The sequence below is a fragment of the Niveibacterium microcysteis genome (assembly GCF_017161445.1).
GTDB lineage: Bacteria > Pseudomonadota > Gammaproteobacteria > Burkholderiales > Rhodocyclaceae > Niveibacterium > Niveibacterium microcysteis.
Window position 1 is genome coordinate 1064512 of record NZ_CP071060.1, and the last position, 20890, is coordinate 1085401.

The following is a 20890-nucleotide window of genomic DNA, read 5'->3' on the forward strand; positions in this document are numbered from 1 at the left end:
ATAAGGATCGTGCAGAAAATGAATATGATCTAGGTCAGTCGCTGTGGCGCCGCAGCAATCCTCGTCAAATAAGCAGCGCCGCAGCCCTCAGGCACTTCGCGCCGGCAAAGGTTCCGGCCTCATCAAACGCCAGGGAGTCGGGAGCATGGATCTTCAACTCGACGGGCTGCGACTGCATGTCCGCAAAGAGGGTAACGGCCCCTGTGTGACGCTGTTGCACGCGCTGGGTGCGAACCACGCGATCTGGGACGCGCAGGCCGAAGCGCTGGCGCAGCGTTTCACCGTGCTGCGGCCGGACTTGCGCGGACATGGCCGCAGCGATGCGCCGGCGGGTGCCTACAGCCTTGATATGCTGGCGGGAGACATCGTGGCGATGTGGGACGCACTGCATGTCGAGCAAAGCCATGTGGTCGGGATTTCGCTCGGCGGCTTCATCGCGCAGCACCTCGCGCTGGGGTGGCCGGAGCGTATCGGTCGCCTGGTGCTGGCGGACACATCCAGCGGTTACCCGCCTGAGGCGGCCGCCCAGTGGCCGGCGCGGATCCGGACGGTGCTCGAAGAGGGTTTGCACGGGCTGGTGCCGGCGACCCTGGAGCGCTGGTTTACCGCACCCTATCGCGAACGCCACGCCGAGCGCGTCTGCGAGATCGGCCGCATCATCGAAACGACCCCGCGCCAGGGCTATGCGGGCTGCTGCCACGCCATTGCGGGGCTCGCCACGACCGACCGTCTATCGCAGATCGCGACGCCGGCACTCGTGCTGGTTGGCGAGCAGGATGTCGGCACACCGGTGTCGATGGCTCGAACCTTGGCCGAGGGTATTCCGGGGGCCGAACTGCGCGTGATCGAACAGGCCGCGCACCTCTCGAACGTCGAGCAACCGGCGGTGTTCAATCGCCTGCTGCTCGACTTTCTGCGCTAGCCAGTCGGGTGCTCAGGTGGCGGCGCGCCGCCCCTGCAGCGAGTCGTAAAGCGCGGTGAACTCCTTGGCCAGCTTGTGGCTGGGGTCCAGGTGGATCATCGGTTTGGCCTGTTCGTGCGACTCGCGGATCTTCACGCTCGCTGACAGGAAGCTGGTCAGTACCGGCAGACCTTCCTGCTGGAGTTCCTGAACGATGCGCTGCGGCAGCGCGGCACGCGGCTGGAACTGATTCACGACGATGCCCTCGATTTCGAGATCCTCGTTGTGGTCGGACTTCAGCTCGGTCACGTTCTCCAGTAGCGCGTACAAGGCCCGGCGCGAGAAGTCGTCGCAGTCAAAAGGGATCAGGCAGCGCTGCGCGGCGATCAGCGCGGAGCGGGTGTAGAAATTGAGCGCCGGCGGCGTGTCGATGAACACCATGTCGTAGTCGTCGGCCAGCTCGTCGAGCGCGTCGCGCAGCTTGTAGATCTTGTAGCGCGACTCGAGCTTGCTCATCAGCTCTTCCAGCGCGGGTGCCGACGGCAGGATGTCGAGCCGCTCGAACGGCGTGCGGTGGACATAGCTTTCGACGCGGTCGTTCAGCAGGCGCAGACGCAGGGTCTGGTCAAACATGTCGGCGAGCGTCTTCTCCAGCGTGTCGGCCGCCTTGCCCATCAGGTAATGCGTGCTGTTGCCTTGCGGATCCAGGTCGACGACCAGTGTCCGTTTGCCGCGGCTGGCGGCGATGGCGGCCAGGTTGCAGGTAATCGTGGACTTGCCCACGCCCCCTTTTTGGTTGAACACGACGCGTCGCACAATGGAATCCTTGTCTGATTGGTGCACCACGGCATTGTGCCAAAAGCACAGGTGATGGGGCAGGGCGATATGGGGTTTGACTGGGGGGTCTGACAGCAATTTCCGTTTGATGTAGTTTTACAAACGCGAAGCAACCGAAATTTGTGAAACTCAGTTACTCTTTTCACGTTCGGCGTGAATTGCCCGAATTCCAAGAACAGAATGCGGACCAAGAGTCCGGCACAAAAATCAGGAGGTGGATGGTGAGGCGCAGTCTTAACGCGCTGTTCGTGGCGCTGACCCTTGGGGGGATTGCTCCGCAGGCAGGGGCCGAAGATCTGGTGGTACTTCAGGTTGCGCCGGGCGCGACGAAGGAAGGCAGTGTCGGCTGGCAGATCCAGATGGGGGCCAAGAGCTGGTTCGATGAAGTCAACGTCCGCGGCGGCGTTGGCGGCAAGCAGATCAAGCTGATGGCGGTGGATGAGGGTGCGGATATCTCCGCGCAAACGAAGGCGCTGATCAAGGAGCACCAGCCCGCCGCCCTGTTTGGCACCGTTGGTGCCGCGGCTGTGCAGAAGCTTGTGGCCGACAAGGTGCTCGACAGCGCCCAGGTTCCGCTGGTTGGCCCGCGCACTGGCGCTGGTTTCATCGCGAACGACAAGGCGGCGTCGATGGTCTTCCTGACGCGCCCGAGCTACGCGGATGAAATCGACAAGGTCATGAAGCAGCTGGCGACGATCGGCATCCGCAAGTTCGTCGTTTTCTACTCGGAAGACCAGGCGGGTCTTGAGTACCGGGACCTGGCAAAGTCGGTGGCCGCGAAGCAGGGGCAAACCGTCGAGGCCGCGGTTGCACAGCCGAAAGAGCTCAACAAGATCGCCGCGCTGGCCGACGCCGTGCTTGAGAAGGAGCACCAGGCCGTGTTGCTGGCGGTTGAGGCGCCGGCTGCTGCCGCCTTCGTCAAGCGTTATCGCGAGCAGGGTGGCGCAGGTCAGCTGGTGGGTCTCTCCACGGTTGAAGGCGTGCGCTTGTCGGAGCTTGCCGGTGCCAAGGCTGCGCGTGGCGTAGCACTCGTGCAGGTCGCGCCGAATCCGCGCAATGAGGCGTACGCGGTGGTGCGTGAATTCACGACCAACTACCGCAAGTACGGCCCCTACACCGAGGAGCCGACGCAGGCGATGATGGAAGGCTATCTCGCCGCCAAGGTCGTCACCGAAGGCCTCAAGCGTGGCGGCGGCAAGGCTGGCCTGGCGCGCGGCATCGCGAGCATGTCCGGCTACGACGTTGGCGGCCTGAGCTACACCTTCGGCAGTGCGTCGCGCAGTGGCGCGAAGTACATCGAGATGTCGGTGATTGACCGCGAAGGGCGCGTGACGCGCTAACGCGCTAAACGCTATCCAGACGTGAAAACGGCGACCCGCGGGTCGCCGTTTTGTTTGTGGATCTGCGTTGCTCAGTCGTTCAGCGTCGCCAGCAGCACCACGTCGCCCTGGCGCTTCACCAGTGCGGCCTCGCGGCGTTCGGCGCGGGTCATCGGGCTGCGCGTCTTGTAATACACCCAGCCTTCACCGCTCGCGTTGGCAACCTGCAGCGCATCCACGAACAGGTAGTTGCCGTGGGTGTCTTTCAGATCCAGCACGTTACGACCGACGCGCTGGGGTTGGGTTGGGTCGGCGACGACGTTGCCGGCCATGTCCAGCACCAGCACGCGCGTCGCGCCAGCATGGAGCGGGCTGTTGGCCTTCTGCAGGCTCTTTACGAGCGCCTCGTTGCCGTTGCTGGCCGCGTAACGGGTGGCACGATCCATCGCGGCCTGTGCGTCCTCCTTGGTGGCTTGCGGCTTGAAAGACACCGCGGCTGCTGCGGCGCCGATGATGACAAGTCCGATTAGGCTGCTCTTCATTACGATTCTCCCGAGTCTGATTACCGCACGTTCTTCGACGTGTAACTGTTACAACGGCACTTGCCATTTCCTACTTTAGGGTGATATGTGCCGCGTGGCGTACCGGCCATGACGCACTGCGGTAGAATCGCGCCGAACGTACTGCTACGTCCTTCCCCCCAGCGTTGTCCGATCGGGACAACGGCTTGCCGGTGTGTATCCGGAGGTCTGCTCCGCACCGGTGTCACGTGCAGCACGCCCAGTGTCGTCAGCCCCACCCAGAGTGGCTGCGGCGGGCATTGCATTCAGACAATCACGCGAGGCAAGAACAATGGACAAGGATTTCGTCGCTGCGGCGCTCGACTATCACCGCTATCCCACGCCCGGTAAAATCTCGGTCACGCCGACCAAGGGGCTGACCAACCAGCGCGATCTTGCGCTTGCGTATTCGCCCGGCGTCGCAGCCGCGTGCGAGGCCATCGTGGCGGACCCGGCCCAGGCAGCAGAGCTGACATCGCGCGGCAACCTCGTCGGCGTCATCACCAACGGCACCGCCGTTCTTGGCCTTGGCAACATCGGCCCGCTCGCCGGAAAGCCGGTGATGGAAGGCAAGGGCTGCCTGTTCAAGAAATTCGCCGGCATTGATGTGTTCGACATCGAGCTCAACGAGAACGATCCCGACAAGCTGATCGACATCATCGCGGCGCTCGAACCCACGCTGGGCGGCATCAATCTCGAAGACATCAAGGCGCCCGAATGCTTCTATGTCGAGCAGAAGCTGCGCGAGCGGCTGAACATCCCGGTCTTCCACGACGACCAGCATGGCACTGCGATCATTTCCACTGCGGCGCTGATCAACGGGCTGGAGGTGGTTGGCAAGCGCATCGACGAGGTGAAGCTGGTCTGCTCCGGCGCAGGTGCCGCTGCAATCGCCTGCATGGACTTGATGTGCCGCCTCGGTCTGCGGCGCGAGAACGTGTACGTCTGCGATTCGAAGGGCGTCATCTGGCGTGGGCGCGACGCGACGATGGAGCCGAACAAGGCCCGCTACGCGCAGGAGACCAGCGCGCGGACGCTGGCCGAGGTCATCGAGGGGGCGGACGTTTTCCTCGGCTTGTCCACGGCTGGCGTGCTGAAGCCGGAAATGGTCGCCAAGATGGCGCCGCGCCCGTTGATCTTCGCGCTGGCAAACCCGACGCCCGAGATCATGCCGGAGGAGGCCAAGGCGGTTCGGCCGGACTGCATCATTGCGACCGGTCGTTCGGACTATCCGAACCAGGTGAACAACGTGCTGTGCTTCCCGTTCATCTTCCGCGGTGCGATGGACGTTGGGGCTACGCGCATCACCGACGAGATGAAGCTGGCGTGTGTGCGAGCCATCGCCGAACTCGCGCGCGCAGAGCAGAGCGACGTGGTAGCGATGGCCTACGGCGGCGCGGAGCTGCGCTTCGGTGCCGACTACCTGATCCCGAAGCCCTTTGACCCGCGGCTGATCGTGCGGATTGCGCCGGCGGTGGCCAAGGCGGCCATGGACTCCGGGGTTGCCACGCGCCCGCTCGCCGACATGGATGCCTACGTCCAGCATCTGACCGAGTTTGTGTACCACTCGGGCATGGTGATGAAGCCCGTCTTCAATGCGGCCAAGCGCGTAGCCGCCAACCGCAAGCGGGTGGTGTATTGCGAGGGTGAAGACGAGCGCGTGCTGCGTGCGGTACGCGTCGTGGTCGATGAAAACCTGGCGCACCCGATCCTTGTCGGGCGCCCCGCGGTGATCGAAAAGCGTATCGAGCGCTTCGGCCTGAACCTGACGCTCGGCCGAGACTTCGAGGTGGTGAACCCCGAGTCCGACCCACGCTATCGCGACCTCTGGCAACGCTACTACCGCCGCATGTCGCGCGACGGCGTAACGCCCGATATCGCCAAGGCCGAACTGCGCCGCGACACCACGCTGATCGGCTGCATGCTGCTGGATAAGGGCGACGCCGATGCGCTGGTCTGCGGTACCTACGGCGCCTACGAGAACCACCTGCGCCGCGTGTCCGACATCATCGGCCTGCGCACCGGTGCGAAGCTGTTCGCGGCGATGAACCTGCTGCTGCTGCCGGCACGCATGATGGCGATCACGGATACCTACGTGAACGAAAGCCCGGACGCCGAAGAGATTGCCGAGATCACCCGCATGGCGGCGGAAGAGCTGCGCCGTTTCGGCATCGAACCGCGTGCGGCGCTACTGTCGCATTCCAGCTTTGGAAGCTCGCGCTCCGCCTCGGCGCGCAAGATGCGTGCTGCGCGCGAGCGCCTTGCCGAGCTCGCGCCCGAGCTTGAGGCGGATGGCGAAATGCACGGTGACGCAGCGCTGTCGCCGGAGATCCGCGAGCGGGTGCATCCGGAATCGACGCTGAAGGGTGAAGCGAACCTGCTCGTGATGCCCAACCTCGATGCGGCTAACATCGCGTTCAACCTGCTCAAGATGTCTGGCGGTGACGGCGTCACGGTTGGCCCGATCCTGCTCGGCGCGGCCAAGGCAGTGCACATCCTGACGCCCTCGGCGACCGTGCGGCGTCTGGTAAATATCACCGCCCTCGCGGTGGTGGATGCGGCCGCAGCGACGGTGCGCGACCGCTAAAACGCAGCTGGGCGGCATCAAGCATGCCGCCCGCTTTCGCAAGGAGATTCGCATGTCGATGGCAATTCGCATTCCCCGCCATGGTGGCCCTGAAGTGCTCGAATGGCAGGCTGTGGATGTCGCGCCGCCCGCTGCGGGTGAGGCTCAGGTCCGTCATCACGCGGTTGGACTGAACTACATCGACGTCTATCACCGCAATGGCCTCTATCCCCTGACGCTCCCGAGCGGCATCGGTGTTGAGGGCGCCGGCGAAGTGGTGGCCGTAGGGCCTGGCGTGGTCGATGTCGCGGTCGGCGATCGCGTTGCCTATGCTGGCGGGCCAGTCGGAGCCTACGCGCAGGTCCGCAATCTGCCGGCGGACCGCCTGGTGCGCCTGCCGGATGCGATTTCGTTTGAAACCGGCGCGGCGATGATGCTGCAAGGGCTGACCGCGCAATACCTGTTGCGACGCACCTACCGCGTTCAGGCCGGCGACACGATCCTCGTGCATGCCGCCGCAGGCGGGGTTGGCTTGATCCTGTGCCAGTGGGCGAAGGCGCTTGGCGCAACGGTGATCGGCACAGTTGGGTCCGACGAAAAAGCCGCGCTCGCCCAAGCGCATGGCTGTGACCATGCGATTATCTATACGCGTGAGCGTTTTGCCGACCAGGTGAAAGCAATCACCGGCGGTGCCGGTGTGGCCGTCGTCTATGACTCGATCGGCAAAGATACTTTCATGGATTCGCTCGCCTGCCTGCGTCCGCTGGGCACGATGGTGACCTACGGCAATGCCACGGGGCCGGTGCCGCCGCTCGATCTTGGCCTGCTGGCAAAAATGGGTTCGCTGTACGTGACGCGACCGACGCTTTTCACTTACACCGCGAAACGATCAGACCTGCTCGCGATGTCGGCGGAGCTGTTCGAGGTAGTGCAGAATGGCACCGTGAAAATCGAGATCCGCCAGCGCTATCCGCTTTCGGACGCTGCGCAGGCGCATCGCGATCTTGAAGCACGCCGGACGACTGGCTCGACAATCTTGCTGCCCTGATCCTCTGCTGCCCATGCGAAACCTGTTCTATCGCCTGATCCTTGTCGTCGCGGCCTTTGCTGCGACGGCGCGCGCGGCCGAAGTGCCACCGGAGGCGCCGTTTACGCCGGCCCAGGCGGCATTCTTCAAGGCTGAAACACGCAAGGCCGATGACCGTTTCGTGCGCGACGTTGCGCGGATAACTGGCAGTTCCGAGGCCTCGATCCGCAAGGTGATGCCAGCCGAAGGCCGCATTTCGAACCCCGCTGTGCGGGTCGTGACCACGCTCGAGCATCAGCGTGGCGCCGAGTTCCCGGAGGCGATCCGCGCCCAGGTTGACGCCGCGGAGGCCGAGCGGCGCAAGGCTGTGGCCGCCGCGCGCGAAGCAGCGCGCCTGCGCTAAGGCGGATCAGGCGGCTGAGCTGCGCCGCGGGCGCTAGTCCTCAATCCGCTGCAGCAGCGCTGCGCAGCCGGGCTCCAGCAGACGCTCGACGAACCAGTCGAGCGCTCGCCCGCGCTGGTTCGACTGCCAAGCAAGCCAGAGCGGCGCGATGGGCTTTGGGGCGTCGAGTTTCTTGATCTTCAACCGCCCCGCTGCGGCCTCTCTTTCAGCCAGCGCTATCGGCAGGTGGCCAACGCCCAGGCCGATACGCTGTGCTGCCGCTTTGGCCGCAATATCCGGCACCGTCAGCGTGTCTTGTCCGTCGAGCAGCCCAGCGGTGCGAGCGACCAACTGACGCGAGGTGTCCGCCACGACGATTGCCCGGTATTGGCGAGCCAGGTCGGCCGGGATCGGCTCCGGTGCATCGGCCAGCGGGTGGTGGGGCGCCACGCAGAAGGCAAACTCCAGCGTGCCCCAGCTGCGGGTGGCGTAGCTGGCACCCGGTGGCGGATCGCCGACGGCGCCGATCACCAGATCAGCCCGCCCGGTTGCCAGGGAATCCCAGGTGCCGCCAAGCACTTCGTACATCAGCTTGAGGCGGGTGCCGCCATAGTTAGCGTAGAACTCCGCGATGATCGGGTTCAAGGCGGCGGCGTCCAGCGCGCCTTCGATCGCGATACGCAACTCGGATTCCCACCCGGTGGCAATCCGCCGGGCGCGGCATTCAAGATCGCCTGCGGCTCGCAGCAACGCCCGGCCATCGTCGAGCAAGGTCCGCCCGGCGGCCGTCAGCACGGCGCGACGCCCGACTTTCTGGAACAGCTCGAAGCCGAGATCCTCTTCGAGTTTTCTGACGGCGTGGGTCAGCGCGGAAGGCACGCGATGCAGCGCGTCCGCAGCGGCGGCGAAACTGCCGCGTGCTTCGATCGCGTCCAGCATGGCCAGCGCTTCAAGCGAAATCTTCATGTGGGGTTCCCGGTTGGCCGTGCGCGCGAGATGTCTGGCGTCGATTCTAGGCGAGCAGTGGGCCGTGACGCACGCTCGCCGCGCCGGCTAAGATGCCGGCCCGTTCTGTCTCGGCGCTCGCCATGCATATCGTTGCCACAAGCCTCAAACAATCGGTCCTGCGTTCGGAGTGCCGGAAATGAGCCAGAAACCGTTGCAGGGCGTGAAGGTGGTCGAGTTCGGCACGCTGATCGCTGGGCCTTTCTGTGCACGGGTGCTGGCCGAATTCGGCGCCGAGGTCATCAAGGTGGAGTCGCCGGACGGCGGCGATCCGCTGCGGCAGTGGCGCAAGCTGCACGAGGGCACCTCGCTCTGGTGGTATGTGCAGGCGCGCAACAAGAAGTCGGTGACCCTGAATCTGAAGCATCCGGATGGCGTCGCGCTGGCGCGCAAACTCTGCGCGAATGCCGACATCGTGATCGAGAACTTCCGTCCGGGCGTGATGGAGAAGCTCGGTCTCGGCTGGGAGGTGCTGTCGGCGGACAACCCCGGCCTGGTCATGGTGCGGCTGTCAGGTTTCGGCCAGACGGGCCCGATGGCGCAGCAGCCAGGCTTTGGCGCAATCGGCGAATCGATGGGCGGGTTGCGCTTTGTCACCGGCTTTCCGGATCGGCCGCCGGTCAAGTCTGGCATCTCGATCGGCGATTCGATTGCAGGCCTTTGGGGCGCGATCGGCGCCTTGATGGCGTTGCGGCATCGTGAGGTGAATGGCGGACGCGGCCAGGTTGTGGACGTCGCGCTCTACGAAGCAGTGTTCGCGATGATGGAAAGCCTGCTTCCCGAGTACTCGATGGGCGGCCATGTGCGGGAACGCACCGGCAACATCATGCCCGGCATCACCCCGTCGAACACCCATACCACGCGCGATGGCGAGCACGTCGTGGTGGGCGGGAACGGCGACGCCATCTTCAAACGCCTGATGTTGGCGATCGGGCGCAGCGATCTGGCCGAGGATCCGGCGCTGGCCGGCAACGCAGGGCGCAGCGCGAGGGCCGACGAAATCTATGCCGCGATCGACGCCTGGGTCGGCGCACACGATGTCGGCGACGTGCTGGACGTTCTGAAGCGGGCCGACGTGCCGGCGACCAAGGTCTATTCGATTGCCGACATCTTCCGCGACGCACAATACGCCGCCCGCGGCATGCTGGAGGAGGCGGCCTTGCCCGACGGCGCGGCGTTCCATGTGCCGGGTGTGGTGCCGCGGCTGACCGAGTCCCCCGGCGCGACCGATTGGCTCGGGCCGCGGCTCGGCGAGCATACCGACAGTGTGCTGGCGGCCCTCGGTCTGGGGGCTGAAAACATCGCCGCGTTGCGCGAATCCGGCGCCATCTGAGCCGCTCTGCACCTGCAAGCGCGTCGGCGGGCTTCTAATAGGGGGTGCCGCTCCGGTATAATCCCGCGGTTTTTCTGCGGTTTTTGTGCTTTCGGGACGTATCACCGGGGATAGAGGGTCATGAGCGACGACAAAAATACGGACAACGGCCGGAGAACACTGGTCATTGCCACGGCTGCGGTCGGTGGCGGTGCAGTGGCCGGCGCGGCGGTGCCATTTCTGGCCAGCCTTTCGCCGTCCGAACGAGCCAAGGCGGCGGGGGCGCCCGTCGAGGCTGACATCAGCAAGCTGCAGCCGGGCGAGATGATGACTGTGGAATGGCGCGGCAAGCCGGTCTGGATTCTGCGCCGCACCAAGGAACAGCTGGCTTCGCTGGCGGCAGTGAAGGGCGAGGTGGCGGATCCGGATTCCGCACGCTCCGAGCAGCCCGAGTACTGCAAGAACACGTATCGCTCGATCAAGGACGAGTACCTCGTCACGATCGGCATCTGCACCCACCTCGGCTGCTCGCCGAGTTCCAAGTTCCAGCCCGGCGCCGAGAGCGGCATGGGCGCGGACTGGAAGGGCGGCTTCCTTTGCCCCTGCCACGGCTCGACGTTCGACCTCGCGGGCCGCGTGTTCAAGAACAAGCCGGCGCCGGACAATCTGCCGATCCCGCCGCACAAGTACCTCGCCGACACCAAGCTGCTGATCGGCGACGACAGCAAGGGGGCCTAAGCCATGACGACCAAGTCGCAGGCACTATTGAACTGGATCGACGAGCGCTTCCCGCTTACGTCGACCTACAAGGCCCACCTGGCCGAATACTACGCACCGAAGAACTTCAACTTCTGGTACTTCTTTGGCTCCCTGGCCCTGCTGGTGCTGGTGATCCAGATCGTGACCGGCATCTTCCTGGTCATGCACTACAAGCCGGATGCGTCGCTGAATGCGGCCGGCGTGCCGGTGGCCTTCGCCAGCGTCGAGTACATCATGCGCGACGTGCCGGGCGGCTGGATCATCCGCTACATGCACTCGACCGGCGCTTCGGCGTTCTTCATCGTCGTGTACATGCACATGTTCCGCGGCCTGCTTTACGGTTCCTACCGCAAGCCGCGCGAGCTGGTGTGGATCTTCGGCGCGTTGATCTTCCTGTGCCTGATGGCCGAAGCCTTCATGGGCTACCTGCTGCCGTGGGGCCAGATGTCGTTCTGGGGCGCGCAGGTGATCGTGAACCTGTTCTCCGCGATTCCGCTGATCGGGCCGGACCTGTCCGTGTTCATCCGTGGTGACTACGTGGTGAGCGACGCGACGCTGAACCGCTTCTTCTCCTTCCACGTCATTGCGGTGCCGCTGGTGCTGCTGGGTCTGGTGGCTGCTCACCTCGTTGCGTTGCACGAAGTCGGCTCGAACAACCCGGACGGGGTCGAGATCAAGAAGAAGAAGGACGCCAACGGCATTCCGCTCGACGGCATCCCGTTCCACCCGTACTACACGGTGAAGGACATCTTCGGTGTCGCGGTCTTCCTGATCGTGTTCTCCGCGATCATCTTCTTCGCACCGGAAGGCGGCGGCTACTTCCTGGAGTTCAACAACTTCATCCCGGCCGATCCGCTGAAGACTCCGCCGCATATCGCGCCGGTCTGGTACTTCACGCCGTTCTATTCGATCCTGCGTGCGGTGACCTCTGACTTCCTGATCGTGCTGCAAGCGGGTGTTGCGGCGATCTGGGTGTGGGCGCTGCTGCGCGCACCGGTGCTGGGCAAGGCCATCGCCACTGCGGTCGCCGTGATCGTGATTCCGGGCATGTTCTTCATCGACGCCAAGTTCTGGGGCGTTGTGATGATGGGTGCCGGTGTCGTGGTGCTCGCCTTCCTCCCCTGGCTCGATCAGAGCCCGGTCAAGTCGATCCGCTACAAGGGCGCGCTGACGAAGCTTGCGATCGCGATCTTCGTCGTGGCCTTCGTGATCCTGGGGTACCTGGGCGTACTGCCCCCGACCCCGGGTCGTAACCTGACGGCCCAGATCTGCACGGTGATCTACTTCCTGTTCTTCGCGCTGATGCCGATCTACTCGAAGCTGGACAAGACCAAACCGGAACCGGAAAGGGTGACCTGGAAATGAGCCGCACGATGAAATTCCTGCGCACGCTGGCGGTTGCCGCCTTCGCCGCGCCGCTGGCGTCTTTCGCGAGCGGCCCCGAGCTGCACCTGGACAAGGCGCCGGTCAGCTTTGAAAACAAGTCGCTGCAAAACGGCGCGAAGCTGTTCGTCAACTACTGCTTGAACTGCCACGGTGCGAGCTATCTGCGTTACAACCGGCTCAAGGACATCGGGCTGACCGAGGACCAGATCCGCGACAACCTGATGTTCACCGCCGACAAGGTGGGCGAGCAGATGAAGGTTGCGCTGCAACGTGACGAAGCGAAGCAGTGGTTTGGCGTTGCGCCGCCGGACCTGACCGTTATCGCCCGTGCCCGTGCATCTGAGTTTGGCAGCGGCGCTGATTGGCTCTATACCTACCTGCGCAGCTTCTACCACGACGAGAAACGCCCGACGGGCTGGAACAACGTGGTGTTCGAGAACGTCGGCATGCCTCATGTGCTGTGGGAGCTGCAGGGCGAGCAGGTCGCGAAATTCGCCGAGAAAGACGACGGGCACGGCAACAAGACGAAGCACTTTGAAGGCTTCGAACTGGTCAAGCCGGGCAAGATGGACAAGGCGCAGTTCGACCAGAACGTGGCCGACCTCGTGTCCTTCATCGTCTGGATGGGCGAGCCGGCCCAGCAGACGCGCAAGCAGATCGGCTTCTTCGTGATTGCCGTCCTGTCCTTGCTCGCTCTGGTGTCCTTCCTGCTCAAGAAGGCCTACTGGAAAGACGTTCACTAAACCAGCCAGAGGCGGCGGGCTCGCGCCTGCCGTTACGCTGTGCGAACGACGCGCCGCCTGTGCGGCGCGTCGTCCATTTCTGATTTAACTACTTCGCGGGGATTGCCTACGATGATGAACCTGTACTCCGGTACGACGGACCCCTTCAGCCACCGCTGCCGGATCGTGCTCTACGAAAAGGGCATGGACTTCCAGGTTATCGACGTCGACCTGTTCAACAAGCCCGAGGACATTGCGGTTATCAATCCGTACAACCGCGTGCCTGTGCTGGTCGATCGCGATCTGGTGCTCTATGAGCCGAACATCATCAACGAATACATCGACGAGCGCTTTCCGCATCCGCAGCTGATGCCGGCCGACCCGATCATGCGTGCCAAGGCGCGTCAGCTGCTGCACTCGCTCGAGCAGGAACTCTTCTCCCACATCGAAGCGCTGGAAAAGAACGCCAAGGGTGTCGAGAAGAACCGCGCCCTCGTTCGCGATCAGCTGGTGCAACTCGCTCCGATGTTCGTGAAGCAGAAGTTCATGCTGGGCGAAGAGTTCTCGATGCTCGACGTGGCGATCGCCCCGTTGCTGTGGCGCCTTGAGCACTACGGCATCGACCTGCCGAAGACCGCTGCGCCGCTGGCGAAGTACGCCGAGCGCGTGTTCTCCCGCCAGGGCTTCATTGACGCATTGACGCCGTCCGAGCGCGCGATGCGCCGGTAACACCTGTCGCGCGGCGCCTGGCGCCCGCAGCTGCGTTCGGGGATGCGCCCAGGGTCGTATTGGCTCTTGGGCTCCCCGTTTGGCGGCGCGCGCTGATTGCCGAAATGCGTCGATTGCGTCCTTGTTTGTCGATGAGCAGCTGAAATGAGCAACATTCCGTCCACCAAGCCTTACCTGGTTCGCGCGCTGTACGAGTGGTGCGTCGATGCCGGTTTCACACCGCATGTTGCGGTCGTCGTTGATGACACCGTGCGGGTGCCGAGAGCGTTCGTGCGTGACGGGCAGATCGTGCTGAACATCGCACCGGACGCGACCCACCAGTTCAATCTGGATAACGAAGCCCTGAGCTGTCAGGCGCGATTTGGTGGGGTGGCGCAGATGCTTTACGTGCCGATCGCTAATATCGCGGCCATCTATGCACGTGAGAACGGGCAGGGCATGGCGTTTGAAGTCGAACCCAAGCTCGACGGCGCGGCCACGGCGGCGCCGGTGAATAGCGAGCCGGCAGCGGTGCCCGCGCCGGCAGAATCTGCGGACAGCGATGATTCGCCGACACCACCCGAAGGCGGGCGCCCGCATCTGAGGGTGATCAAGTAAAGCAAAGCGGCCCGATCGGGCCGCTTCTGTTTTGTGCTGCGAGTCGCTTCAGACCTTGAAGCGCGCCGCTTCGTCCTCCAGCCGCTGGGCAAGCGCGCTGAGCTGCCCGGCATTGCCTCCGATCTGGTGCACCCCGGAGGTGTTTTCTTCGCACATATGCGCGATGCGCTCCACCTGCTGCGCGATCAGCTGGCTCGCCGTGGATTGTTCGGCCAGCGCTTCCGTGATGCGTGAGGCTGCCATGCTGGACCGGGTTGCTGCATCTTCGATCGAGCCGATCGCGGCGTCCGCCTCACCGGTTCGGGTGCGCTGCAGCCGGACGTTCTCGACGACCGCGTTGATGTCGGCCACCGCGCGCGAGGTGCTTGCCTGGATCTTCTGCACCAGGCCGCTGATTTCCTGCGTCGAATGGGCGGTCTTTTCGGCGAGTTTGCGGACCTCGTCGGCTACCACGGCGAAACCCCGGCCCTGTTCGCCCGCGCGTGCCGCCTCAATCGCGGCATTGAGGGCCAGCAGGTTGGTCTGGTCCGCGATTTCCTTGACGGTGTTGACGATGCCGCTGATGGCTTCGGACTGGGCGCCGAGGTCGTCCAGCGTGTGGGCGGTTTCTTCGACACGTGTCGCGATGGCGCCCATCTCCGCGGCGGTGGCGCCGATCAGTTCGCGGCCGCGAGCAGACAGTTGATGCGAGCTCTGCGCGAGGCGCCGAGCTTCTTCTGCCGAATCGCGCACCTGGCTAACGGCGACCGTCAGTTCCTCAATTGCAGCGGCGACGGACGAGGTTGAATCGCTCTGGTTGTCGGCGTTCATCGCGAGGTCCGAGAGCGCTTGCGACACGTCGTGCGTCTCGTTGCGCACCTTGCGCGATTCACCATGCAGCGCCGCGATCGTTTGCTGGAAGCGCTCGAGCATGGTGTCCAGCGCGCGGCCGCAGTCGGCGATTTCGTCGCCGCCGGTGAGTGCCGCGCGATTGCGCAGGTCCCAGTCAGTGGCGACGCGCGCCATCACCTGATCGAGCTGGCGGACCGGGATCACGATGGCGCGCGAAATCAGCAGGCTGGCTGCCAGCATCGCTACCAGCGACACCGCGCCGCCGGCGATCAGCCACAGCGTGGTGCTGGCGATCGCCTGCTCCGACGCCGTCACGCTCGATGCCGCCCGTGCGGTGACTTGCTTCTCAACGGCGGAGGAGAGTTCCTTGATCGCGGCCGATACTGGGCGATCCATGCCCTTCACGGCGGCATCGACCTTCTTGCCTGTTTCCGGGTCGGCGCCATCGAAGCCTTTGAGCGCCTCGCGGTACTTCGTGCCTAGCTGCTGATGTTCGGTGAGCACCCGTTCCGCGAGCTTCGGATCCATTCCGAATGCCTGCAGGTCAGCGCCTGCGCTCTTCAGATGCGCGGCGACCTTTTCCTCTTCCTCACCAAACTGCTTGAGGTACTTGTCGTGCTGGGCGGCGTCGTTGCCGCGGATCAGGATGTTCTTCCACTCCTGCACCTGGGTCTTGAAAGCCAGGTTCGCGCCATCGACCTCAAGCAGCAGTCGTGTGGCGACCTTCATCGATCCGAGACTGTGGTGCAGCTGATTGCCCACCGTGCGGAACTGCCACAGGGCGTAACCGGACAGGAATACGAGGGCTGCAGCGCCGATTGCGGCGAGCAGCAGCAGCTTGTTTCGGAGTGACATTGCAGCCTCCCTGCATGTCCCGGTTATGGCAGCCCATGCTGCGTGTTCCGGGTAATGCGGGGATTACGGCTGCATTGGTCGGCGACTTGAGCAATGCACCATCACGGCGCATTGCCTCAGTGCGGCAGGGCTTCGGAGGTGGACGCCGGCAGCCAGTTGCGCTTGCGGTAGTCGTCGATGATCGCGGCGATGGTGCCGTCTTTCCACATTGCGGCAAGCTGGCTGTCGACCTTCTGCCGCTGCGAGGCCAACGCATTCTTGCGCGAGAACGCGATGAAGAAGTTCTGCACATAGAAGGCCGGGTCGAGCGCGGCGACACGGCCTTGCAAGCCCTCTGCCGCGATGATCTGCAGCCCTGCGAGCTTGGGCACTGCAGCCAGATCGACACGATCGGCATCGACCATTCGGATCGCCGACGCGAAGGAGTTGGTCTCCTCGCAGGCAATCCGCCCCTCGCGCACGGCTGCGTCGAACTCGGGCGCAAACAAGGCTGCGCGCAATTTCACGAAGCGACGGGCCTGCACGTCCGCAAGTTTGCCGCTCCACGCGATGGGCTTGCGTGACGAGCGGAAGAAAGACATTTCCGATTTGAACACCGGTTCGTCCGGGAAGTCGAACAGCGCCTCGCGCTCAGTCGAGCGAATCGTCGGAATCAGGGCGTCACCTTCACCGTCGCGGACGCTGGCATAGGCGCGCGCCCAGGGCTCGATCGCGATGTCGACTTTCAGGTTGGCGCGTCGGAATGCCGTCTTGACGATATCGACGATGATCCCGGTGCTGCCATACGGTGTGCTCATGATCAGCGGCGGCAACTCAACGCCGACAACACGAACCGGGGTCTCGGCCGCAAACGCCGGAAGCGCCGTGAGGCATGCTGCAAGGCAGACGAGGGTGATTCGCTTGAACACGGCAGCCCCTGCATCGTTGCGCCGGGTGAGCGATTGGCCCGCACGCAGGCCTGTCGCCGCATACTTGCCGCCACCCTGGCGCATCAGGAATTTCGGGTGTGGTGCCTCCGACAGGAATCGAACCTGTATCTGCCGCTTAGGAGGCGGCCGTTCTATCCATTGAACTACGGTGGCACCGAGGGCGCGGATTGTACCATCGGAGCCGGCGGCCTCGCGCGCGGGGCGGTTTGAAGAATGGGGGGCTCATGCTGCGCTTGCCAACTACCGTCGTGACACTCGGCTTCGTCAGTTTCTTCAACGATCTCGCGTCGGAGATGGTCACGCCCCTGATCCCGCTCGTGCTGGCGGGGAGCCTGGGGGCAGGGCCGATTGTGCTGGGCCTGCTCGAAGGCGTGGCGGAGGCAGTCTCCGCGTGGCTCAAGCTATGGTCCGGCGGGCGTTCGGACGGGCGCCGGCGCAAACCCTGGGTGCTCGGCGGTTACCTGCTGTCGAACCTTGTGCGGCCTTTCTTTGGTTTGGCTGGGCACTGGCCGGTGCTTGTCAGTCTGCGTGCGATAGATCGGGTGGGCAAAGGGCTGCGGAGCGCGCCGCGCGATGCGATGGTCGCGGATGCCACGCCCGCGGCGCTGCGCGGCACCGCTTACGGCTTTCATCGAGCGATGGATAACGGTGGTGCTTGCCTCGGCGCGCTGCTCGCCGCCGCCGCGGTGGCCTGGGGTGGCATGGCCTTGCCGCAGGTGATGCTGTGGTCGGCGCTGCCCGGCTTGGCCGGTGTGGTGGTGATCATCCTTGCGCTGCATGAGCAGCCCCGCGCCGCGGCGCCCGCCGCATCCCGCCCGCCGCTTCGCTGGCGTGCGATGCCTGCCGGCTTGCGACACTACCTGGCGGTCGTTGCGGTTTTCGGCCTCGCGCGGGTGTCAGAAACCTTTGTGATGTGGCGCGGTCATGAGATCGGGTGTGGCAGCGCCGAGTTGCTGGTGCTCTGGGCGCTGATGAGCCTAGCCAAGAGTGTCACCTCGATGCTGGGCGGTCGGATTGCGGACCACATCGGTCCGTTGGCCATGCTGCGTGTCGGATGGCTCGCGTTGGCGTCGGGCTATGCGTTGCTTGCCCTGATCGAAGCGCCACTGGGGCTTTGGTTCGCAGCGGTCGGTTACGGTTTGCTGGCCGGACTGTCAGAGGGCGTGGAGCGCACGCTTGTTGGTGTGCTCGCACCTTCCGCATCGCGCGGCCTCGCCTTCGGCTGGTACTACCTGCTTTCGGGCGCAGTGGCGATCCCCGCGGGGCTGATTTTCGGTGCGATCTGGCAGCGTGGCGGGGCGGCACTTGCGTTTATGCTGGTCGCGACGCTGGCGCTTGCCTGCACCGCCGCAAGTCTTGGATTGAAGGAGCGGAATTGAGATGAATGCCTGGCTGAGAACGATCTTTGCGCTGCTGCTCAGTAGCGTGCTTTTGGTGCCCGCGTGGGCAGAGTTGCCTGCGGTGGACCAGCCGGCTCCCGGCTTCTCGCTGCCCGACCAGGACGGTGCGATGCATGCGTTGGCCGACTACCGGGGCAAATGGCTGGTGCTGTACTTCTACCCGAAGAACGATACGCCCGGGTGCACGACCGAAGCCTGCAATTTCCGTGATGGCTACGGCCAGCTCAAAGCACTCGGTGCACAGGTGCTGGGCGTCAGCGTTGATGACACTGCCTCGCATCTTGCCTTTGCCAAGAAGTACAAGCTGCCCTTCACCTTGCTCGCCGATGCGGACGGCGCGGTGGCCGAACGCTACGGGGCGCTCACCAACCTCGCCCTGGTGAAGTTCGCGAAGCGGCAGACTTTCCTGATCGACCCGCAAGGGGTGATCCGCGAGAAATGGCTGAAGGTGGACCCGGATACCCACGCGGCCGAAGTCATGGCCGCACTTAAGCAACGCTCGGCGCGCTAGCGCCCGTGGATCTTGCTGGGCCGCGCGCGGCGGCCCTGGCCCGCATCGCCGCGAGCCCTACTTCGCGTGCGTGGCGTGAATCATGATCTCTGTGGCGTTGCCATTGCGCCTGGCCTGAACCATCAGGCTGTCGTTTGCGGTGCCGCTCGCACCGCTCACCATCCACGAATACTCGCCCCCCTCGGATGATTCGATCATCTGTTTGCCGGCCGCGAGGCGCTTGATCTGCGGCGAGTAGAAGGCGACCACCTTGTCGAGTGCGTCGCCGGTGCTAAGCGTGGTGCTCACCGCGTTACCTTCTGCCGAACTGATGCGCGAGGACGAGCCTTCGATCGGCGTTGCGCCCGGATAGAACGGGATGCCGGCGTCCTGCTCGGTGACCTTGGCGTTGTTCAGTTCGAGCGTTTGTGACTTGCCGTTCTTGTCGGTGACGGTGGCCTTTACGCCGCCGGTCGAGAGGTCGACCTTGGCGTCGCTGGCGCCATCCTTCTTCATCGCAGATTCGATCGCCGCTTCGGCGAGTTTTTCGGACGCCTTCTCTTCGACTTTCCCGCAGGCGGTGACGAGCAAGGCGGTGGCGATGACTACGGGCGTGATGCGGATGGCGGGCATGGCGTCTTCCTGGCTGATGGTTCCGGGTTATCTCGATGGCATGGCGGGTGGCCAATTCAGGAGCGGAATCATACGCAGCGGCCGGCCTGCCGGGGGCGCGTTGGCGGCACCGGGTGTGAGGCATTGCTCGGTATGTGACAGCCGCCTGTCGTGATGTCTTATTTGATCAAATTTGATTTTGAGTGGATGGCGCCTTAGTATTTGATCAAATCTTGCGCGGATCGGTCGGTCTCTTGCTTGTCGATATTTCTGGCTGGCGTGGTGAGTCGAGTCTGTGTTCATGGTGTTGGATATGATCAAAAGGTGTCGTCATGAGTGAGGCGTTGCATCAGTTTTTGCGGGAAAACAGCATTCATGAGGTCGAGTGCATCATCTCGGACATGACCGGCGTGGCGCGCGGCAAGATCCTGCCGCGCGCGCTGTTCATGGCCGAGGACAACATGAAGATGTCCAAGGCGGTGCTGACGATCACGGTGAATGGCGAGTTCGCGGATTTCGAGCGTTTCGTCGGCCCGAGCGACCCGGACATGGTCTGCGTGCCCGATCCCAACACGATCCGCTGGGCCCCTTGGGCGATCGAGCCGGTGGCGGTGGTGATCCATGACTGCCAGGACTTTGATGGACGCCCGGTCGGCATCTCGCCGCGCGCGGTGCTGCGCAAGGTGCTCAAGCTGTATGAGAACCGCGGCTGGCGGCCGGTGGTGGCGCCGGAGATGGAGTTCTACCTGATCGCGCAGAACTCCAATCCGCATGAACCGCTGCGGCCGCCGCCGGGCCGAAACGGTCGAACCGAAGTGGGCCGGCAATCCTTCTCGATCGACGCGGTAAACGACTTCGACCCCTTCTTTCAGGAGCTGTCGGCCTTTTCGGATTCGATGAACCTGGGTGTCGAAACGCTGATCCACGAGGTCGGTGCCGGCCAGATGGAGATCAACTTCACCCACGGCGACGCGCTGGACCTCGCGGACCGGGTGTTCCTGTTCAAGCGTGCGGTACGCGAGACCGCCTACCGCCACAAGATATTTGCCACCTTCATGGCCAAGCCGATGGAGCACGAGCCGGGCAGCGCGATGCACATCCACCAGAGCATCGTGCGTATCGACGATGGCCAGAACATCTTCTCGAACGCGGATGGCACCGCGAGCCCGCTCTTCTTCAGCCATATCGCCGGGATGCAGAAGTACCTGCCGCAAGCGATGCCGCTGTTTGCGCCGTATGTGAATTCGTATCGCCGCCTGTCGCGCCATACCGCGGCGCCGATCAACGTGCGCTGGGGTTACGACAACCGTACCTGCGGCATCCGTATCCCGAATTCCGGCCCCGCCGCGAGGCGGGTGGAAAACCGTGTGCCGGGCGTGGACGTGAACCCCTACCTTGCGATGGCGGCCACGCTCGCGTGTGGCTACCTCGGCATGGTGGAGGGGCTGGAGGCGTCAGATCCGCTTGCGGGCAGCGCCTACAACCTGGACTACGAGTTGCCGCGCAGCCTGGAAGAGGCGATTCATGCGCTGAGCGCTTGCGAAGCTTTGCATCAGATCCTTGGCGCCGAGTTCGTACAGGCCTTCTGCGCGGTCAAGGAAACCGAACTCGAAACCTTCCAGCGCGGCATCACCGCCTGGGAGCGCGAACATCTGCAACTGACCGTTTGAG

The 20890-nt window shown here is 64.1% G+C and carries 20 protein-coding genes and 1 tRNA gene; 14 read left to right on the top strand and 7 right to left on the bottom strand.

Going from position 1 to position 20890, the window contains the following annotated elements; translation table 11 throughout:
* Nucleotides 1-145: 145 nt before the first annotated feature.
* Complete coding sequence (pcaD, locus tag JY500_RS04980) at nucleotides 146-922, top strand: 3-oxoadipate enol-lactonase (protein ID WP_206255254.1); 777 nt, start codon at nucleotides 146-148, stop codon at nucleotides 920-922.
* 12 nt (nucleotides 923-934) lie between these two features.
* On the opposite strand, the gene JY500_RS04985 is transcribed toward pcaD, so the two are convergent.
* The gene (locus tag JY500_RS04985) at nucleotides 935-1717 is read right to left on the bottom strand and encodes a ParA family protein (protein ID WP_206255255.1); all 783 of its coding nucleotides are present in this window, start codon (nucleotides 1715-1717) and stop codon (nucleotides 935-937) included.
* 242 nt (nucleotides 1718-1959) lie between these two features.
* Between JY500_RS04985 and JY500_RS04990 the strand changes: the two genes are divergently transcribed.
* The gene (locus tag JY500_RS04990) at nucleotides 1960-3078 is read left to right on the top strand and encodes an ABC transporter substrate-binding protein (RefSeq protein WP_172203613.1); all 1119 of its coding nucleotides are present in this window, start codon (nucleotides 1960-1962) and stop codon (nucleotides 3076-3078) included.
* Nucleotides 3079-3149: 71 nt separating this feature from the next.
* Here the strand turns inward: JY500_RS04990 and JY500_RS04995 are convergent, their stop codons facing one another.
* On the bottom strand, nucleotides 3150-3599 hold the full coding sequence (locus JY500_RS04995) for a cache domain-containing protein (protein ID WP_172203614.1): 450 nt from the start codon (nucleotides 3597-3599) through the stop codon (nucleotides 3150-3152).
* 310 nt (nucleotides 3600-3909) lie between these two features.
* Between JY500_RS04995 and JY500_RS05000 the strand changes: the two genes are divergently transcribed.
* From JY500_RS05000 to JY500_RS05010, 3 genes are read left to right on the top strand one after another with little or no spacing between them, the layout of a single operon-like run.
* Complete coding sequence (locus JY500_RS05000) at nucleotides 3910-6204, top strand: NADP-dependent malic enzyme (RefSeq protein WP_172203615.1); 2295 nt, start codon at nucleotides 3910-3912, stop codon at nucleotides 6202-6204.
* 52 nt (nucleotides 6205-6256) lie between these two features.
* The gene (locus tag JY500_RS05005) at nucleotides 6257-7231 is read left to right on the top strand and encodes a quinone oxidoreductase family protein (protein ID WP_206255256.1); all 975 of its coding nucleotides are present in this window, start codon (nucleotides 6257-6259) and stop codon (nucleotides 7229-7231) included.
* A gap of 13 nt (nucleotides 7232-7244) precedes the next feature.
* Nucleotides 7245-7613 (top strand): hypothetical protein, encoded by a 369-nt coding sequence (locus JY500_RS05010; RefSeq protein ID WP_172203617.1) that lies wholly within the window; start codon nucleotides 7245-7247, stop codon nucleotides 7611-7613.
* 33 nt (nucleotides 7614-7646) lie between these two features.
* Here the strand turns inward: JY500_RS05010 and JY500_RS05015 are convergent, their stop codons facing one another.
* Nucleotides 7647-8558 carry a LysR family transcriptional regulator gene (locus JY500_RS05015; RefSeq protein WP_172203618.1) on the bottom strand — a complete coding sequence of 304 codons (912 nt, stop codon included), beginning with the start codon at nucleotides 8556-8558 and terminating at the stop codon, nucleotides 7647-7649.
* Between the two features lie 178 nt (nucleotides 8559-8736).
* Between JY500_RS05015 and JY500_RS05020 the strand changes: the two genes are divergently transcribed.
* From JY500_RS05020 to JY500_RS05045, 6 genes are all read left to right on the top strand, one after another.
* Entirely contained in the window at nucleotides 8737-9930 is a 1194-nt protein-coding gene (locus JY500_RS05020) for a CaiB/BaiF CoA transferase family protein (RefSeq protein WP_206255257.1), read from the top strand.
* 120 nt (nucleotides 9931-10050) lie between these two features.
* Nucleotides 10051-10647 carry a ubiquinol-cytochrome c reductase iron-sulfur subunit gene (gene petA, locus JY500_RS05025; protein WP_172203620.1) on the top strand — a complete coding sequence of 199 codons (597 nt, stop codon included), beginning with the start codon at nucleotides 10051-10053 and terminating at the stop codon, nucleotides 10645-10647.
* 3 nt (nucleotides 10648-10650) lie between these two features.
* On the top strand, nucleotides 10651-12033 hold the full coding sequence (locus tag JY500_RS05030) for a cytochrome b (RefSeq protein ID WP_172203621.1): 1383 nt from the start codon (nucleotides 10651-10653) through the stop codon (nucleotides 12031-12033).
* Nucleotides 12034-12041: 8 nt separating this feature from the next.
* Nucleotides 12042-12797 carry a cytochrome c1 gene (locus JY500_RS05035; RefSeq protein WP_246479795.1) on the top strand — a complete coding sequence of 252 codons (756 nt, stop codon included), beginning with the start codon at nucleotides 12042-12044 and terminating at the stop codon, nucleotides 12795-12797.
* A 111-nt stretch (nucleotides 12798-12908) separates the two neighbouring features.
* Nucleotides 12909-13505 carry a glutathione S-transferase N-terminal domain-containing protein gene (locus JY500_RS05040; RefSeq protein ID WP_172203623.1) on the top strand — a complete coding sequence of 199 codons (597 nt, stop codon included), beginning with the start codon at nucleotides 12909-12911 and terminating at the stop codon, nucleotides 13503-13505.
* A gap of 144 nt (nucleotides 13506-13649) precedes the next feature.
* Complete coding sequence (locus JY500_RS05045) at nucleotides 13650-14102, top strand: ClpXP protease specificity-enhancing factor (RefSeq protein ID WP_172203624.1); 453 nt, start codon at nucleotides 13650-13652, stop codon at nucleotides 14100-14102.
* Between the two features lie 48 nt (nucleotides 14103-14150).
* On the opposite strand, the gene JY500_RS05050 is transcribed toward JY500_RS05045, so the two are convergent.
* From JY500_RS05050 to JY500_RS05060, 3 genes are all read right to left on the bottom strand, one after another.
* A complete protein-coding gene (locus JY500_RS05050; protein ID WP_206255259.1) occupies nucleotides 14151-15788 on the bottom strand; it encodes a methyl-accepting chemotaxis protein in 1638 nt (545 codons plus the stop codon).
* Between the two features lie 116 nt (nucleotides 15789-15904).
* Nucleotides 15905-16780, bottom strand: coding sequence for a substrate-binding periplasmic protein (locus JY500_RS05055; protein ID WP_206255260.1), 876 nt, complete (start codon nucleotides 16778-16780; stop codon nucleotides 15905-15907).
* Between the two features lie 15 nt (nucleotides 16781-16795).
* A tRNA-Arg gene (locus tag JY500_RS05060) sits at nucleotides 16796-16870 on the bottom strand.
* Nucleotides 16871-16941: 71 nt separating this feature from the next.
* Here JY500_RS05060 and JY500_RS05065 point away from each other — a divergent pair.
* Nucleotides 16942-18096, top strand: coding sequence for an MFS transporter (locus tag JY500_RS05065; RefSeq protein WP_246479797.1), 1155 nt, complete (start codon nucleotides 16942-16944; stop codon nucleotides 18094-18096).
* 1 nt (nucleotide 18097) lies between these two features.
* Nucleotides 18098-18628, top strand: coding sequence for a peroxiredoxin (locus JY500_RS05070; RefSeq protein ID WP_206255262.1), 531 nt, complete (start codon nucleotides 18098-18100; stop codon nucleotides 18626-18628).
* A 57-nt stretch (nucleotides 18629-18685) separates the two neighbouring features.
* On the opposite strand, the gene JY500_RS05075 is transcribed toward JY500_RS05070, so the two are convergent.
* Nucleotides 18686-19240 (bottom strand): hypothetical protein, encoded by a 555-nt coding sequence (locus JY500_RS05075; protein WP_206255264.1) that lies wholly within the window; start codon nucleotides 19238-19240, stop codon nucleotides 18686-18688.
* Between the two features lie 311 nt (nucleotides 19241-19551).
* Between JY500_RS05075 and JY500_RS05080 the strand changes: the two genes are divergently transcribed.
* A complete protein-coding gene (locus tag JY500_RS05080) occupies nucleotides 19552-20889 on the top strand; it encodes a glutamine synthetase family protein (RefSeq protein ID WP_206255265.1) in 1338 nt (445 codons plus the stop codon).
* Nucleotide 20890 lies beyond the last annotated feature (1 nt).